The following is a 17,740-nucleotide window of genomic DNA, read 5'->3' on the forward strand; positions in this document are numbered from 1 at the left end:
AGTCTTTGCCCTGCCGGGTTTTTGATGCTTTTGATTTTCCCTTCATCGGCATATTTTCTCAACGTATTTGGATGTAGACCCAGAAATTCGACCGCTTTCCTGAGTGGTATGTATGCCATGTCTTAAACTATAGCATACATTAGCATTTGTCAACAAAACTTACACTGTTGAGTAACCCTTTTTCAAATGACCATTTTGTTCCATCGGATTCCCATCAGGAATAAGCGGATCAGAAGACAAAAATAACTCTCGAATCAGTCTGGCGGCGGCTCGTTGGGCTAATTCTCCAGCTACTTTTTGACTTAAATGTCGGACTTCGGGTTTAACAATTAAACTCGGAACACGCTGCACTAATAGCATCGGATCAAACCCTTTTGTTTCTTGGAGAATACTAACAATCCGTTGAATCTGTTCTAAATTGTTTGGAGTTGATGGAGGTTGAGGTTCTTTTGCAGGAGTAGAAATGGGTTTTACCCCCAGCCATTCAGCGACTTTAGATTGAGCCGTTGTCAACGCATTACGAGAAGCAACATCAATACTTTGAACAAACTCATTAGCTAATCGTTCTCGGATAAATTCTCCCCGTTCTGAAAATAAAAAATCTAGGGTTTGATTCAACACTTCATTAATATCATAATCATCACTATTTCGAGCATTTTTGAGTAAATTTTCTAATCGATTCCATCGAAATGATCCTTCCTTAAACAATAAATCTTTCAAAGACGTTCTTAATTCAACGGAAGGATCAGTTAACAATCGTTTAGCCACATAAGGATAGGCTTTACTTAAAACTTTAAAGTTTGGATCAACATTAATAGCAATGCCTTCTAATGTCACCAAAGATCGAATAATTAACGCATAGTATGCCGGAACTCGGAAGGGATAATCATACATTAATTCCGAGAGTTGATCCGTAATACTCTTAAAATTCAATTCAGCAACACTCGCCCCTAACGCATTACTAAACACTTTTTCTAAAGCCGGAATAATCGGCGTTAAATCGGTATCGGGCGTTAAAAATTCTAATTTGACATAATCTTTGGCTAACCCTTCAAAATCTCGATTCACTAAATGCACAACGGCTTCTAATAACCCATAGCGTTGATAAGGTTTAACCTCGCTCATCATGCCAAAATCGAGATAAACTAACTTACCATCGGGACTGGCTAATAAATTACCCGGATGGGGATCGGCATGAAAAAATCCATGTTCTAATAATTGTCTTAAGGAACATTGCACCCCAACTTCAATTAAGTAACGAGCATCAATGCCTTGGGCTGCAACTTCTTCTAAATTCGTTAATTTAGAACCGTTGATCCACTCCATTGTTAATACACGGCGTCCCGTATATTCCCAATAAATTCGAGGCACATAAATATCCTGAATATTGCCGTAAAGTTGTCGAAATCGTTCCGCATTTCGTCCTTCATGGTTGTAGTCCATTTCTTCATAAATACGACCCCCAAATTCATCCATGATGGCGACTAAATCACTACGGATAAACTTAAAGGTTTTCTTAGCCCATTGTGCTAAGGTTCGTAAAATATAAATATCCAGGGCAATACTTTCAGATAACCCCGGACGCTGGACTTTAACCGCGACAACTTCCCCAGTTTTTAATTTACCTTTATAAACTTGTCCTAAAGATGCGGCTGCTAAGGGATCAGGACTTAATTCAGCATAGATATTTTCGGGGCGATCGCCTAATTCTTCTTCAATAAATTGATAAGCAACTTCATTGGCAAAAGGCGGGAGTTGATCTTGTAATTGGGTTAATTCTTCTAAATATAATGGGGGAACTAAATCCGGTCGAGTGGATAAGGCCTGTCCCACTTTAATAAATGCCGGGCCGAGTTCTGTTAAGGTGGTTCGTAGTTGAATGGCGCGTTTGCGATCCGTTTTCAGGTTTGTTCCGCCTTTGCCATCTAACCATAATCCCAAGGCAAAAAAACCCAATTTCCCTATAATGCTTAACAGGCGTCCCCAAACTTGGAACACACGAGAACGGTAATAATCTGCAATGGCAATCGGATCGTAGCGTAATGCAGGTTGATTCGATTCATCAAGGCTTGTCACCTCTGGCGGTTGAGGCAGTTGGTGATGTTCCTCCACAAATTCTGAGGAGACATCAATGGTTGCAGGGGAAACGGATCTGCTCGGTTGCAGGGGAGTAATCGTCATAAGAGGTGAATCTGAATCAAGCTGGGGCTTTGCAGGCAATACCGTCTTGACTTCCATAAATGTAGGACTTAGGTGGGAATTTCTGTTAACTATTGTAACAATATCTCAATCAAGTCCTTTACCTCCCCAGAAAGACCGTCCGATTGATGGGGAATTAACCCTACTCACCATCCCCTGTTTCTGTTGTGTGGGTCAGTCGGTTGCAAATATTTAAGAGATAGAGACGGGTACTCACTGGAAGGCGGGGTAAGGGAGCTTCCAGATTTGGCCAGGTGGGTAAATCGAAGCAGGGACAACAATTAGGAGGCATTCCGGCAACTTTCACCGGCACCGAGAGAGAACAACGGGCACAGGATTCAATTTCCCATTGTGAGGAAAGCAAATCTTCAATGGTTTGCTCTGTGCCTTCCAAATAGCACTCTCCAGAGTCAGGGGAGAGGATTTCCTTCCAGCAGTCCTCAAACTCGCGGCTATATCTGTCTCCTTGAACGACAGGTTGGGGTAAGCGAGATTCTGCACCGTTGCGAATTAAGACTTTTTTACCTAACTGAAACCAGTAGGCTAAATATTGTTTAACTTGGTGTTGTGAAGCCATAAGTCTACTGTTTTAAGGTTTTAATTGCTAAATTTAAGGTTGACGGAGCAGAAATTTAACCTAAAAGCAGAGCCAATCGACTAATGGGTATTTCCTTATTTTTATTCTAGGGGTTAAATTGCCTCTTAACTCCTCCCTAAATCTATATTAATCCTAAAATTAAATTCTGAATAGGATAAATATTTTACAATTACTTTCGAGGAATCTCTACTCCTTTAATACCGATGAGATGGCTTTGTTTTGGGAAAAACATAGAGTTTAATTATAAATATGTACTATATTATCGATTGATAACTAGGTACTCTTTTATGTATTAATAAATATAACAAATAAATTAATTTTTGTAAATCTTCATAAAGATAGATTTTTGTTTTTTAAATGATGAGCAATAATTGATTGTATTCATAGACTTTTAAAATAAATTCTAAAAAAGCAATATCCTTTAGCAATCAATCCGTAAATGATGAGAATATAGATTCTAAATTAATACTTTTAAAGCTCTTTATCAAAAATTAGAAAATAAATTTATTAATTAATGTTAATAATTATTCTACCCAAAACTTGCGGTGAAGGAGTTAAGGTAGATATCTAAGAAACTTGCTAACAGAGAATAAAAGGGTTGAGGAGCAGCCTAAAATCATCCTTTGGGCCAGAATTCTTAAAAGTTGTTAATGGATTGTGCCCAAGGGTGACTTCCCCTTTACACTCAAAAAGGAGATCTGTCCAAAAGCGACCAGCCATTATGTCAAGTACAAACCTACAAGCCTCAAATTCCGATACAACACCTCATACAGCCCGCCATCAAATTGTGATTGTTGGGGGAGGAGCCGGAGGAATTACCGTCGCCGCCCAACTGATGCGGAAAGATTCCAGCCTGGATATTGCCATTATTGAACCCTCCGAAAAACATTATTATCAACCCGCTTGGACGTTAGTGGGTGGGGGTGTTTATAATATTGAAGATACGATTAAAGACGAAAAAGACTGTATTCCCCCCGGTGTCAAGTGGATTAAAGCTTATGCGGATCAATTTGAACCGGAAAATAATTTAGTCATTACCCAAGATGGGCAGCGCATTCAGTATCAATACTTAGTGGTTTGTCCAGGGATTCAAATTGATTGGCATTTAGTCGAAGGATTAAAAGATGCCATTGGTAAAAATGGAGTCACAAGTAATTATTCCTTAGAATACGCGCCTTATACTTGGGAATTGTTAAAGAATTTTAAAGGGGGAACGGCAATTTTTACCTTTCCATCCACACCGATTAAATGTGGAGGAGCACCCCAAAAGATTATGTATTTAGCGGATGATACCTTCCGCAACAATGGGGTACGGGAAAAAAGCCAGGTTATGTATTGTACAGCCGTTGGTAAAATGTTCCCCATTCCGGGCTATTGTGAAGCCTTAGAAAAAGTTGTGGAACGTCGTAATATTGATGTTAAGTATCAACATAATCTCAAAGCGATTAAACCGGAAACCCAAGAAGCAATTTTTACTGTAAACGGTGCGGAAGAAATCAGGATTAAATATGATTTGATTCACGTCACGCCACCCATGAGTCCCCCAGATTTTATTAAAAATAGTCCCTTAGCAGTACAACCAGGGGGATGGGTAGATGTGAATAAAACAACGTTACAGCATAATGTTTATCCGAATGTATTTGCATTAGGAGATGCGTCTTCCCTACCGACTTCTAAAACCGCAGCAGCAATTCGGAAACAAGCCCCTGCATTAGTAGAAAACCTCTACAGTTTAATTCAGTCTCAAAAACTAACAGGAAGTTATGATGGTTATACCTGCTGTCCGTTAATTACGGGTTATGGAAAAACGATTATGGCGGAGTTTACCTACGAGTGTAAACCCGACTCTAGTTTTCCCTTTGACCCCACACAAGAACGTTATAGTATGTGGTTAGCCAAGCGTTATATTTTACCTTGGTTATATTGGAATCGGATGTTAAAAGGTGCCCCCTTTGAGGCAGACCGTTTGAAGCCGTTGAAAGGTTAATTTTATTTTAGAAGCCGGGTTTTTTCAAAGAACTTTAGGGAGAACTTAAAGCTTAAAAAAATCCGGTTTTTAGGAAAAAAAGAGTTTTAAGATTAAAAGTGAAAAGAACAACTTGTATTAATTAAATTAAACATTCCATCCCTTAAATAGAATCCTATTTTTTAAAGAAATTTATATTTTATATTGTTAAGCTAACCCAATTATTATCCTACATTAAAAAAAGCCCAAATTGTTGCTATGCAATAATTTGGGCTTTTATTTTTTCCAATTTAATCGGAAATTAAATCTTCTGAAATATCTGCGGAATGGGAGTTGTAAGTTAACCAGAGATGCTTAACTTCGTTCACCCTGACATAGGGGACAGTAGGATATTAAGTTGCACGCTGTTCAACTAACACTTGATAAGCCGCATTAAAATCACCCGTTGTAATCCGAATTTCAGTCGGGTCAGTCATTCCCTGATGTCGATAACGACGAATGGCTACCAGTGCGGCTTGGTTACATAATAATGCTAAATCCGCCCCATTCCAGCCTTCCGTTGCTTCAGCCCAATACGCTAAATCCACCTCCTGTAAAGGACGTTCATCGTTATGGACTTGTAAAATTGCTAAACGACTAGAAGCACTCGGTAAATCCACTTTTAACTGTAAATCTAACCGTCCCGCCCGTAATAAGGCTGGGTCTAAGGCATCCGGGCGGTTTGTAGCCCCAATCACCAAAATCGTCGCCCCCGTTTGCAATCCATCTAACTCGGTCAAAATTTGTCCCACAACTCGGTCACTCACCCCAGAATCCCCGCTATAACGGCCTCTTGCTGGAGCTAAGGTATCAATTTCATCAATAAATACCACACAAGGCGCAGCTTGACGAGCTTTGGCAAATAACTCCCGTACCGCTTGTTCACTGGCTCCCACCCATTTACTCAACAATTCTGGGCCATTAATACTAATAAAATTGGCTCGCGCCTGAGATGCAACGGCTTTCGCCAATAAGGTTTTCCCCGTTCCCGGTGGCCCCCAAAGCAAAATGCCTTTGGGTGCTTGGGCTTTGGTTTGCATATATAATTGGGGATGGAGTAAAGCCCCTTCCACAGATTCCTGTAGGGTTTGTTTAATTTGTTCAAGTCCGCCAATATTGTCCCAAGCGATATGGGGAGATTCCACTTCCACAGACCGCAACACCGCAGGTTTAACTTCCTTGAGGGCTTGCAAAAAGTCGGTCTGAATCACCGTCATGATTTCTGGAATTTTGGATTCAATCGTCGGAACCTGACGGCGCAAAGCACTATAGGCCGCTTTCTGGCAAACTGCTTTTAAATCTGACCCCACAAATCCCACGGCATTATCCGCAATCAACGCTAAGGAAACCGATTCATCTAAGGGCATGGAACGGGTGAGAATCTGGAGAATTTCTAAACGTCCATTGCGGTCAGGAACCCGAAACTGCACTTCTCGGTCAAACCGTCCGGGGCGACGTAAGGCGGGATCAAGATGGTCGGGGCGGTTCGTGGCGGCAAGAACAATCACCCCTTGAGCTTGGGAAAAGCCATCCATTAAACTCAGCAGTTGGGCAACCAGTCGTTTTTCCACTTCCCCTTCCACTTTGCTGCGGTCGGGAGCCATGCTATCAATTTCGTCAATAAAAACGATACAAGGCGCATTTTTACTGGCCTTCTCAAAAATTCCTCGCAGTCGTTGTTCGGCTTCCCCATAATATTTGCTCATCACCTCTGGCCCGACTAAGGCAATATAGTTAACACCGAGTTCTTCAGCCAGGGCACGGGCGGTCAGGGTTTTACCTGTTCCAGGGGGGCCAACCATCAGAACGCCGCGCGTGGGTTCGAGTCCTAATTTCGCTAATAAGTCGGGGCGTTTTAGGGGAATGGCAATCAGTTCTTTGAGTTCTTTGAGAACTTCTGTCAATCCGCCAACGTCTTTAAGGGAAGGGGTGGTAGCTTCTTCTGGGGGTGTCATAGTGTCTTCAAATCCTGAATCTGAGGGGGAAGATGAGCGACTGCGATTGACCTCAAAATCACCCCCACCAGAACTGCTCGTGCGGGGAATGCCGCCTGGACGGGGAATCCCACCAGAACGGGGAATATTACTCAAGGGACGAGAACTAAACTGCACTTCAGTTTTAATTTCTCCTTTTTCAAGTTTTTCTTCTAAGGTTTTCGCCAGTTCGACTAATTGCTCAAAACCTTTGAATAACTCTGTCATAAAATTTCTCCTGAATCAATTGAACAATATAGGCTGGGTAGATGAGATGGGGTTGAGGAATCTAAGGTTTAACACCTATAGTAGCGATGAGTCCAGGTAAAAGACCGAAAAACCGGGGTTTCAATGATTTCTCATGTCCTAATTGCACCAGGGGGTTGCTATCAACGCCTTTAAAACAGAAGATCGGCAGCCCCTTGAACTCGGGCCAGAGGTGCCACTGACCGAGGTAAACTGGGTAAGCGAATCAGAGTTTGATCCGGGAATAAATCCCGATCAATTTCCTCATCCGTGTGATAACGGTTCTGCACGATATAGCGTTGATAGACTCCCATTTTTTTCAAAGATGCTGTTAATCGAACTTGTTCGGCAACAATGGCATCTTGGGCTTGGAGAATCCCAATAAATTCTGTATGTTGGGGATTTTTTAGTTTTTTCTGGGCTTGCATCACTTGTTGTCTTAAGGTTCGCAATCGCCCCATTAAATCTAAACGCCCTAATACATTTTGATACTTCATCCACAGCTTAAAAATCCAAGCTAACCACTCCCCTAAAGCGGTTGGCATTTCTAAAAAACGCAGAAGATGACCGGTAGGAGCGGTATCTAAAATAATTAGATCTTGTTGTTTCTGGTCTAATAAATCCATGATCGTTACTAACGATAACATTTCATCAATTCCGGGTAAGGATTGAGCTACAATTTGTCGCCAAGCTTCGGGAGTATAAGCGAGTTTGATGTCGCTGTCTTCTTTACCTTCGCCACTAATCATTTCTGCCAGTTCCCATAAATAATCATCCCGAAATTTTTCTAAAACGATATCGGCATCGACTTCTTGACCACTTAAATTGGTGGTTAATTGTGTGGGTTGATGTCCTAATTTTTCCCCAAAGGCATCTCCTAAAGAATGGGCTGGATCAATAGAAATTATCCGAATATTTTTCTCAGGATAACGATGGGATAATCCCCAACCCAGGGCAGCCGCAACGGTTGTTTTACCTACACCTCCTTTTCCTCCAATGATAATTAATTGACGTTTTTCAGCAATAAAATCGCTAAAACTAGGGAGAATTTTTTCGGGCCATTGGATAGGAGGTGGGGGAACTAATTCTACAGTGTCAAGGGTTTGAATTTGGCTCATGATTAGATCTAAAGCTTCACCCCCTAGAGGTTCTGTTGATTGTTGGGGAAGGGTAAAAATGGCATCTTGACCCGGAAGTTGAAGGAATTTACTCAGAAGTTCTTGTTGTTCGCTATAGCGATCTAAGTTTAGGTTTGATGGGGATAAAATTCGATTGATAAATAAACTACCGCAGGGAATATTTAAGTGCTGCAAACTCTTGAGTAATCGTTCGGTTTCTAATAAACTCATCGGTTCTGCAATTGCCACGACTAAACAAACGGTGAAACTGGCATCTTGCAATAGTTGTTTTCCTTCAGTTAATTCCGATTTCATTTTGATCAAAAAGTCATCCACTTCATCCGCATTGTAAGATTTTACAAAGGTTTGGGAAATGACTCGATGTTTTTCTTGAAATAATTCTAAAGAATTTAAAATAATCTCTAAAAAATCTTTAATTCCTAATAAATTTAAGGTATGACCGGAAGGAGCCATATCAACAACAATTCGATCAACTATTTTTTCAGTGAGTAATCGTTGAATTTCTAATAACCCCATAATTTCATCTAAACCGGGCCAGTCTAAATCCCAAACAGGGGTTAAATCTTCGCCTTCAACAAAGCTACCTCGTTCAACTAAGAGTTCTAAAAATTTTCCATATTTTTCTTTAAATTCTAATAGTAATTTTCCCGCATCTAACGCTCTAACCTTTAAATTTGGTAAGTCTTTTAAAGGTAATGCTTGATCTAAGACTTGTGTTTGTAAGATATCTCCTAAAGAATGGGCTGGATCTGTTGAGATTAATAGGATTTGTTCATCAGGAAATAATTTAGCCCAACGACGAGCAAATCCACAGGAAAGGGTGGTTTTTCCCACTCCTCCTTTGCCACTAAACATGACTAAATGGCGAGTGTCATAAGGGTTAAGAATGTTGTTTACAGGGTGAAAGTTAATCATATAGAAACTCAGTTAAATAAAGTGATAGGGTGGAGAAACTTGTCCTAATTGCAATTCCCAACGGGGACAAACTTTCTGCCAATTCAAGAAATGATTAGTTAGGAAAGGTTCATCTTGACAAGGCACTAAAAGATAAATTCGTGATTCTGCTCCTGGACAAGCATTGATAATCGTTGATTGATACTGATCGGTAACTAAATGAACGACCTTTTGCCATTCTGTTGCTTGCAGAATATAAAAGTTTTGTTGGGTTTGATAGTGCTGTTTTTTAACTAAAAAATATTGTCTTCCCGTCATCTCAGAACCTAAAACAGGTTCCTCTAACTTACGAGGAATACATTTTAAAATATATTCCCCTTTTCCTTGGAGTTGTTGGAGCTTTTTTTGGTATTCTTCGCTATTAGAACCGAGATGATCAAGTAAATTGTCTCCCTCTAAAAAAGACGTGCCAAAACGTAAGGGCAAAACTGTCGTTTGCTGAAACAATTCGCAGATGACACGATCATGGGATAAAACAGCTTGAATTAAGCGTTCATTATCCTTTTGTAAGGCATCTAAACAGACGTCTGGTTCTACTAGAGCCGAGATTTTTCCTGAAGCCATCAGTAAGACTGGGCTGGCAATTCCAACAGGTAATTTCAAGATCTGTTTTGGAGTTTTTAAAAAAGCGTAAGTATATAAATTATATAATTTCATAGGGCTGGCAAAAGAAATTTTTCAAAAATTTTACAAATCTTTGTATTTGAAAGTGAAATTTCAGTTTTAGTCTTTTTTTAAGAAAACCATGTATAACATCCAATTCCTCGCTATAATATTATAAACTATTCAGGAATTCTTATGACAAGCAATCGTGTTAAAGGCCCAATCAAACCTAAAATCAGCACCATGCCTCGGAATAAATCTGAAGCATCTCAGCAACTTGAATTGTATAAGTTGATTACTGAAAAACAGCGTATCCAAAAAGAATTACAATTGATGGAGCAGCGACTTCAACAGTTAAAAAATCGTCTCACGGTTCTGAATCATCAAATCGATAGTACAGAACAGACTATTCAAGATTTACGCCAAGCTAATCCCACTATACCTAAAATGCTTCATCCTTCTAAACCGATTGCTCAGTCTTCTAATTTCCAAGCCTTTTACCTGGAATATTAAAACTGAAGAGTGCGGGTTAAAGATGGGAATTTCTTTAATTCTTTACCTTGTAAAACCCGCTTTTTTAAGATCATGATAGAAAAAAAAATAATCCTATCTCTAGCTTTTATCAATCGATGAGATTAGGAAAATGCAAGAATAGGATTTTAATTCAACAATAATTTTTATCTTTTTCTACTCATGAAGGTGATCAGGATATTGAGGCTAGTTCTCTACAGACTCTTCTTCTAAAGCCTGAATTTTTAATAAAAGTTCTTCTTCCTGAATTTCAAACTCTTCCTCGGAAATGTTGCCCATATCATAAGCTAGTTGTAATGATAATAATAATTTGTGCAAATTTTCAGTGTCATCATATTCCGTATTTGCACGCTCTTCAATTTTCTCTCCGATCCAGATTAAGCCATTCAGGGGCCCGGTAACAGGAAAGCATAAAAGATCAAGAAACATAACTGATACTCTCCTTACATGAGTTGAGCAAAGGTATAAGGTGCTGTTAAATTGTTGTAGCGAATTCGCAAGCGATCGCCAAATTGTTGATCGATCGCTTCAACTTTCTGACTAAATTCAGATTCTTGATCCCAAGGAATTAAATAAGCCGTATTGTAAATCATGTCATCCATCATCGGCTCGTTTTCTACAACCTCTTGAGCACAGTGATTTAATTGATCTCGAAAGACCTGAACAATTTCTTGTTTACATTGGTATAAGCTGTTTTCAATCCTTTGACCAATATAGATAATTTCTTCCATCGTTAACGTTTTGCCGAGCATATCATCCCGTTGTTTTTTTAACTCCTGATTACACTCGAGAATTCTTTTTAATTCAGACGGGCTATCCCAAAAAATCTTAATGCTAACTTCTCGTTTTCCTGACAATTTGGTAAATAACTCTTTGAGTTGATTCTGATAAGGGATAATCAATTGTTCTATCACCGTTTCCCAGGTTTTCACAACCAATCCAAAACGCAATGGTAGCAAAGTATGGAACCCTGCTTCCATTACGTTTTCTAGGACTTTTTCATGACAGATTAGATAGCGACGGGAAGCCAAATATTTCTCTTTATGAACAACAGAGTAGAGAAAACTAAATCCTTCAATGACTTCACTGTGAACGAGTTCATGATCAATCCCTTCCCAAACCATTTCGTCAGGAATCTGATCGGCAAATATTCCATATAAATAAAGACCCGTAGCCATAAATCATCTCCAAAATTAAAGGGGCTGAGAAGTTAGCACTAAACGAAGCTTTAGATGAATTAAATCAAGTTTGGCTAAACCTAAATCGACATTTCCTTCTACAACAACTCCAGTATTTAAAAGTCGATCAACCAATTCTAATATAGAAGGACTGGCGCTATATTCTCCAGGGTAATAGCTTCCTGGGGAGGGTAAAAGCGTACCAAATTCTCCAAGATTGATATTCAAATCTTTCGGATCGACTTCAAAAATTGCACACAAATGGAGAATTTGCTCTTGTAATTTTTGCAAACTTTCTGCGGCTCTATCTAAATCAGCTTCGCTGAGAATTCTGCCTTCTTCCATGCGGCGAATGATTTGAGCTTCTAACAGTTGACGTACCAGTTCTACCACCGTTAACAGTAAAGGTGCTAAACCCCCTTTACTATGAGTTGTTTCAGAAGTCGGTAAGATCTCATGGGCAGTATCACAAGGTGTGCAAACAAGTGTCATAATCGCAGTTAGTAAATAGGTTTTTGGCGACGAAGCTCAAGCCTGGAATTTCGCAAACTTGAAATTTTCTCTAAGTTTAAATGAGGCAAACTACCTCCTAACTTGTTAGGACTTAAGCAAAGAATTGTTTGGCTTTTGGGAATGTTTTTCATTGTTCGGACTGGTATCATGGCTTTCTATTGCACTCGATTGGGTTAAGGATTTTAAGGCTTTAAGTTCAGCTTCTAAGCTCTGGAGTCGCTGTGAAAGTTCTTGATTTTCTGTTAATAAAGCTTGAGATTGACTATTAAGATAGGGATCACTTTCCCACCAATTAATTCCAATCTCCCGTGCTTTATCAACAGAGGCAATTAATAGACGAATGCGGATATGTAGAAGTTCAGTAGAAGCGATTGCCACAGAAATATCGCCAGCAATCACAATTCCTTTATCTAAAACTCGTTCAAGGATATCCGCTAAACTAGAACCTTGAGTAGCCGTTGTTATGGAGCTATTTGAGTGGCTTTTGATGGGGGGAGCAAAAGTGGAGGAAGTCACGGTTGGTTTCACTCAAAAAGAATATAAAACTGGTCTTGTTGTTTCAACAATTTCTTTTGCAGTAAAGAACGAACAGCTTTTTCTGCTTGATTTTGCTTGAGGTTTAAAGTTTTGTAAATTTCATGAAAGCTGGCTTTGCGGGTTTGCTGCAAATAATTATAAATTTTCTGTTCATGTTCCTTTAAAGCATCAGGAGGTAACGCACTGGCATTTGGACTACCCGTTTCTTCTACAACAGGTAAGGATTCTGTTGGATTCTCGTTAAGAATTTCCCATAAAATAGTTGTCGATTGATCGATGGGTAAATTAGTCCGTGATAAGAGAACATCTGCACAAATATCGCGGAAATCTGCGTGATTGGGGGTGGCAACAATCTCGTGTTCGGCGCAGACTTTGGCAATCATTAAACAAGAACGCAAACCTGATGTTTTTTCAGCCGTAGTTTTCAGACGGAAAGTTTTGACGAGGTTGACAATAAATAACGCATCTTCTCGAGAAATACCCGTTTTTTGGGCGAGAATTTCAGTCTGAGTCAGTTCATCCGGTTCTGGCATATTAATGGTTACCAACCGATCCATTAAGGCATCTTGGGTAGCATGAACGCCACAATATTCTTCCGGGTTAGAGGTAAAAATTGCCCGAAACTGAGAATGGACTTGCAGGTAATCGGGTTGATTGCTAGTGGGCGGCAGGGTTAGAATTTTTTCTTCTAAGGCGGAGAGTAAAACGTTGTTGACTTCGGGTCGAGAACGGTTAAATTCATCATAAACTAACGTAAATCCTTCTCGACAGGCCATCGTCAATCGAGAATCCACCCAATTATGTTTGAGCTCGTCCTCAACTTTGAGAACGCTGTGGATATAGTTATCCATCAGTTTTTTGTGGGTATAACCTGACTGAGAGCCAATTAAATCGGAACTGGTGAAGTCATCATCTCCGAAAATTAGCATGACGGGTCTAGCTAAACAATTGGCCAGGTGCATGGCTAGTGTGGTTTTTCCGGTTCCGGCAGGGCCACGCAGATGAATGGAAAAACCAGAGTGCAGGTAACGTAAAGCCCGGGTTGTAATTTGATGAATTGAAGGTGTGACGACAAATTGACCAGGGCGAACGCGGAGGACGGATCTTCTTGTTTGAGGTTCAGCAACTGTCATGGTTGAAATCTAGTAAACGTCAATAAATTTTTTGAGAAGTTTGATGAAGAAAGTTGACAAATTGCAAACAAATGTGCTATTTTGTAAATACAGTTATATATAGTTACCAAAGCTACAATTCTTGCAAATCTGTTAGCGGTAAGACTAACCGTTATTGCCTGCTAAGGGTAAGAGGTAACTAGCCCTTAGTTTTCAGGAATCCTGTATCCGCTAGGACAGGAGTTCTACTTCTAGGTTGAGTTTTGGATCTCAAAAGAAGTAGGATTAGTCATACCAGGTTGAAAACCTAAAACTCATTGTTGTATTTTAATGATAACCCTCTAGTTTGGCTCGATAAAAAGCGACTAGAGGGGTTTTTTTATCCTAGTCTTTGAGCTTGGTTAAAACAAACCAGGAGAATTATTTTCCAAAAACATAGATAGACAACTCTTGGCGAAATTGGCGCAAATCTTGTTTTTGCTGCTTCGCTTGAGCTAGACGTTCTTTTTGGATAGCTGTTAAAAACACCCGATTTTCTTGTTTCAATTTTTTGTGGAATTGACTTAGAGAAATCGCTTGTTTCTTGGCTTGAGACAGACGTTCTTTTTGGATAGCTGTTAAAAACACCCGATTTTCTTGTTTCAATTTTTTGTGAAATTGACGCAGGGAAATCGCTTGCTCTTCAGCTTGTTGTTGTCTTTTAACTTGGGTAGCCGACAGAAAAGCTTGAGTCTCTTGGCGGAGTTCAGCCACTTCTTCTACAACAGATAAACGCTCCTGTCGGAATTTTTCCATGAGAGCAGTCATGGGGTTTTCCTCAATAACACTAAATCATGACTAACCCCACTCACCAGCCGAATGTTGACAGCGACTGACTGGGGTTAAACAGTACAAATACCTGCTTTTCCCGCTCCCTCATCCTATGGAGTCTTTACGAAGGTAAGGGGATAAAAGAAAAGCAGACACTTGTTGAGAACTTGAAGATTCCTCAACCATAAGATTGAAGAATCTATTATTAATCTTAGGCAGGAACCGCAGCAGATTGAGTCAGACCAACGGCTTCAGCATATTTCAGGTAGGTTTCAACAGAAGCGATAACGACGCGGGCTTCAATTGCTAACAGTTCAATTCCCACAAGAGAGACACGAGCCCAAGCATCAATAACAATCCCTTTATCAAGAATGCGATCAATAACTTCAGCTAAACTAGAGGAAGAATTTGTTTTTTCGACAGCCATGGTTTTGTACCTTTATTACTCATTGTTGTTTATTTTGTCTGGGGTTAAGAAGTCTTTCACCTCTCCCTGACACTTTGAATCATATCAATAATTTTTCAAATTTGTCAACACTTTTACAAAAGTTTTTTGTTAAATAATGTAAAGCTCATTTTGGTTTTTTCAAAAGGTTTTTCGGGCATTATGTAATAATGTAAAGTTTATTTTGGTACAATTACGGATATTTTGATTAAACATAAGAGAAATTACGGTCAAGAAAATTGATCGAACATCAATACTTTGATTAGGATCAGGGTAGAATTTTTGTCTGAGATCAGTTAACATTCATTAAAAATGCAACTTTTTATATAAATTTCTTCCTCTCAATATGAATACTACCCGAATTGAAACTCCTTACAGTGCTAGGGTTTTAGGTATTTTCAAGGGTTAAGTCAGAAGTCTTGAATTCCCTGGCAATACTTACACCACCAAGAATTGATTTGAGAGTTTAGATGAATACAACCGTAAATATACGGATACAACCGTAAATATACGGATGTACACTTAAGGTAGTACGGAGATCTTATCGCTTGAAACAGCCTCTTCTTTGGGTGGAATGCCAATGATCTAATATAATGAGAAGGCAGAAGACAAAGGATACTCAACCATTTAATAATGCAACAAACGTGAACTCTTGACTTTTGACTCCCGTTATGAATTGACTTGTCGCTTAACTTCCTGTTCAATTTGCTGGGGAATTTTAGCGAGTTCTGCCGAAAGTTGTTGTAGAGATTGTTCTACTTTTTGATGCAGTTCATTCATTTGGTGTTGTTGTAAATTTCCCCATTGAGGTAATTGATTAATAAATTGTTGAAGATCGACAATGACATGGGTTAAACTGTTGATTTGTTCTAATTCAGGGCGTTTTTGGAACGTTTGGACAATAACTTCTAACTCCGATTGCATCATGGTTAAGGTTTTTTCTAATAAATTTTGACGTTCTAATAGATTTTGAATCACGATCATTAAAGATTGTAATTCCTGAGTTAATTGAGGATTCGGAGTAAAAGCCAGCCCTGAAGAAATATTTAAAGTATTAATTGTATTTTTTAATTGATCCATTAATTGATCTAAATCCGCTTGATGTTGCTGAACTAAGCTTTTTGTATGGGTAGCACTTTTCCGAGTTTGTTGAGCCAATAATTGACGATTCAACCAATTCAATCCTAAAGCTAAAGATCCCGGAATCACTGCATAAGTTATGGGTTGTCCGGTGAGAAGGCTAAAAGAACCAATAATTGCAGCAATAATCAAAATTAATTCTACGATTTCAGGCCATCGTTTATGATTCAGCATATTAATACTCTCAAGTGAAGTTAAATAAAGGCTTCTGGTAAAGAAGGAGAATCGTGGACGCTGCTTTAAAAGTAACAATCCCGATAATCACCTCCCCTAAATTTGCAAAATCAATCGAGCTAAATTAAAATAAATTAACACCCCTAAAACATCAACAGCCGTGGTAATAAACGGTGCTGACATTAAAGCCGGATCTAATCCTAATGAACGGAATAAAAAGGGCAAAGAAGAACCCGCCACCGAAGCTAAGATGGAAATCGCAACTAAACTAACTCCCACCGCCACAGCAACAGATAAATTGCCTTGGACAACAAATGTATTTGCCCAAATTGTAGCTAAAATTCCTAAGATTGAACCTAATAATGCTCCCGCTAATCCCTCGCGGATAATGACTTGTAATGGCCCCATTGCCCGGATTTCATCGGTATTCATCCCCCGAATCACAACAGTAGACGATTGCGCCCCCACATTGCCTCCTGTTCCCGTCAGTAAGGGAATAAAAAACGACAGTGCCACCACCTGATGTAACAGATCCTGTTGCATTTTCAAAATTGAACCCGTGACACTATTTGTTAAGAGTAAAACTAATAACCAAACCACCCGTCTGCGGGCGATTGTTAGCAAATTTGCCTGAAAATAATTATCGCCATCGGTTTGCACCCCCCCCAAAGCATAAATATCTTTTGTGGCTTCCTGTTGAATAATATCTAACACATCATCAACGGTAATAATCCCCACTAATCGCCGTTCACTATCTACCACTGGAATTGCTAAAAAATCGTACCGTTGAATAATATCCGCCACTTCCTCTTGATCGGTGTCCGTTTGCACAGAAACAATATCCTGATTCATAATTTCACCGACGGTTTGTTCTAGTTGGGCGGTGACTAAATCCCGCAACGATAAAATCCCTAATAACCGCCGATCTGAGTCGGTCACATACAGAGAATAAATCGTTTCTGTGACATGGGCTAAACTGCGAATTCGTTCTAAACTTTGACTGACCGTAAAATATTCTTTCAGGGAAACATACTCCGGGGTCATAATTCGTCCGGCGGTTCCCGCTTCATATCCCAATAACAACGCCGTTGATTGACGTTCTGTGGGGCTTAATTCGGCAACAATTCGCCGCACGACGGAGGCGGGTAACTCCTCAAATAAACGCGCTCGGTCATCGGGTGACATTTTATCTACAATGTCGATGACTTCTTGGCGCTTGAATTTTTCGCAGAGAGACTGTTGAACGCTGGAGTCGAGTTGTTCGTAGACTTCGATGGCCTCATCTTTGGGTAATAACCGAAAAGCAATCACCTGCATGGTTTCGGGTAAACCTTCGATAGCCTCGGCGATATCCGCCGGTTGTACAGGCTTCAGGATGCTTTTGGCGGCTGTTAAGTCTCCGAGCTCCAGTAACACTTGTAGTTGCGTCCGCACCAACTCGCGTAACTCTTTACGAGAGATGGTTGAGGTTGGGGGTATGGATTGATTGGCTTCAGTCAAAGGCAGCCCTCCTAAAACAGTTCTGCATCCAGATCAAGTCTAAAGGCTTAAGGTGAACCTTCACCCTCTAAATCAAAAACACC

17 protein-coding genes are annotated in these 17,740 nt (G+C 39.8%); 2 read left to right on the forward strand and 15 right to left on the reverse strand.

Annotated features, from left to right (window positions below):
* From H6G57_RS29720 to H6G57_RS05950, 3 genes are all read right to left on the reverse strand, one after another.
* On the reverse strand, nt 1–119 hold a 119-nt coding region (locus H6G57_RS29720), incomplete at its 3' end, for a MerR family DNA-binding transcriptional regulator (protein WP_375539509.1).
* 40 nt (nt 120–159) lie between these two features.
* Nucleotides 160–2,181, reverse strand: coding sequence for an AarF/ABC1/UbiB kinase family protein (locus tag H6G57_RS05945; protein ID WP_190516851.1), 2,022 nt, complete (start codon nt 2,179–2,181; stop codon nt 160–162).
* Nucleotides 2,182–2,341: 160 nt separating this feature from the next.
* Nucleotides 2,342–2,776: a hypothetical protein gene (locus tag H6G57_RS05950; RefSeq protein WP_190516853.1), complete on the reverse strand. Its 435-nt coding sequence runs from the start codon at nt 2,774–2,776 to the stop codon at nt 2,342–2,344.
* Nucleotides 2,777–3,518: 742 nt separating this feature from the next.
* Between H6G57_RS05950 and H6G57_RS05955 the strand changes: the two genes are divergently transcribed.
* Nucleotides 3,519–4,784, forward strand: a complete 1,266-nt coding sequence (locus H6G57_RS05955; protein WP_190516855.1) for an FAD/NAD(P)-binding oxidoreductase — start codon at nt 3,519–3,521, stop codon at nt 4,782–4,784.
* A 371-nt stretch (nt 4,785–5,155) separates the two neighbouring features.
* Here H6G57_RS05955 and H6G57_RS05960 read toward each other — a convergent pair whose 3' ends face one another.
* From H6G57_RS05960 to H6G57_RS05970, 3 genes are all read right to left on the reverse strand, one after another.
* Nucleotides 5,156–7,003, reverse strand: coding sequence for an AAA family ATPase (locus tag H6G57_RS05960; protein WP_190516856.1), 1,848 nt, complete (start codon nt 7,001–7,003; stop codon nt 5,156–5,158).
* Between the two features lie 170 nt (nt 7,004–7,173).
* A complete protein-coding gene (locus H6G57_RS05965) occupies nt 7,174–9,075 on the reverse strand; it encodes an ArsA family ATPase (protein WP_190516858.1) in 1,902 nt (633 codons plus the stop codon).
* A gap of 12 nt (nt 9,076–9,087) precedes the next feature.
* A complete protein-coding gene (locus H6G57_RS05970; protein WP_190516860.1) occupies nt 9,088–9,771 on the reverse strand; it encodes a GvpL/GvpF family gas vesicle protein in 684 nt (227 codons plus the stop codon).
* A gap of 141 nt (nt 9,772–9,912) precedes the next feature.
* Here H6G57_RS05970 and H6G57_RS05975 point away from each other — a divergent pair, with 141 nt between their 5' ends.
* Nucleotides 9,913–10,230 (forward strand): gas vesicle protein, encoded by a 318-nt coding sequence (locus tag H6G57_RS05975; RefSeq protein WP_072721106.1) that lies wholly within the window; start codon nt 9,913–9,915, stop codon nt 10,228–10,230.
* Between the two features lie 204 nt (nt 10,231–10,434).
* Here the strand turns inward: H6G57_RS05975 and H6G57_RS05980 are convergent, their stop codons facing one another.
* The 9 genes from H6G57_RS05980 to mgtE all read right to left on the reverse strand — a co-directional run bounded on the left by H6G57_RS05980 (nt 10,435) and on the right by mgtE (nt 17,657).
* Complete coding sequence (locus tag H6G57_RS05980; RefSeq protein ID WP_072721105.1) at nt 10,435–10,677, reverse strand: gas vesicle protein GvpG; 243 nt, start codon at nt 10,675–10,677, stop codon at nt 10,435–10,437.
* Between the two features lie 14 nt (nt 10,678–10,691).
* Complete coding sequence (locus H6G57_RS05985; protein ID WP_190516862.1) at nt 10,692–11,426, reverse strand: GvpL/GvpF family gas vesicle protein; 735 nt, start codon at nt 11,424–11,426, stop codon at nt 10,692–10,694.
* A 15-nt stretch (nt 11,427–11,441) separates the two neighbouring features.
* Nucleotides 11,442–11,918 carry a gas vesicle protein K gene (locus H6G57_RS05990; RefSeq protein ID WP_190516864.1) on the reverse strand — a complete coding sequence of 159 codons (477 nt, stop codon included), beginning with the start codon at nt 11,916–11,918 and terminating at the stop codon, nt 11,442–11,444.
* Nucleotides 11,919–12,023: 105 nt separating this feature from the next.
* Nucleotides 12,024–12,455: a gas vesicle protein gene (locus tag H6G57_RS05995; protein WP_190516866.1), complete on the reverse strand. Its 432-nt coding sequence runs from the start codon at nt 12,453–12,455 to the stop codon at nt 12,024–12,026.
* A gap of 8 nt (nt 12,456–12,463) precedes the next feature.
* Complete coding sequence (gvpN, locus tag H6G57_RS06000) at nt 12,464–13,609, reverse strand: gas vesicle protein GvpN (protein WP_190516867.1); 1,146 nt, start codon at nt 13,607–13,609, stop codon at nt 12,464–12,466.
* A 399-nt stretch (nt 13,610–14,008) separates the two neighbouring features.
* Nucleotides 14,009–14,395 carry a gas vesicle protein GvpC gene (gene gvpC, locus H6G57_RS06005; RefSeq protein WP_190516869.1) on the reverse strand — a complete coding sequence of 129 codons (387 nt, stop codon included), beginning with the start codon at nt 14,393–14,395 and terminating at the stop codon, nt 14,009–14,011.
* A gap of 214 nt (nt 14,396–14,609) precedes the next feature.
* Entirely contained in the window at nt 14,610–14,825 is a 216-nt protein-coding gene (gene gvpA, locus H6G57_RS06010; RefSeq protein ID WP_002735503.1) for a gas vesicle structural protein GvpA, read from the reverse strand.
* A gap of 687 nt (nt 14,826–15,512) precedes the next feature.
* Nucleotides 15,513–16,157: a hypothetical protein gene (locus H6G57_RS06015; RefSeq protein WP_190516871.1), complete on the reverse strand. Its 645-nt coding sequence runs from the start codon at nt 16,155–16,157 to the stop codon at nt 15,513–15,515.
* A gap of 96 nt (nt 16,158–16,253) precedes the next feature.
* A complete protein-coding gene (gene mgtE / locus H6G57_RS06020) occupies nt 16,254–17,657 on the reverse strand; it encodes a magnesium transporter (RefSeq protein WP_190516873.1) in 1,404 nt (467 codons plus the stop codon).
* Nucleotides 17,658–17,740: the final 83 nt, after the last annotated feature.

Origin of the sequence: Planktothrix sp. FACHB-1365 (genome assembly GCF_014697575.1) — a bacterium.
GTDB lineage: Bacteria > Cyanobacteriota > Cyanobacteriia > Cyanobacteriales > Microcoleaceae > Planktothrix.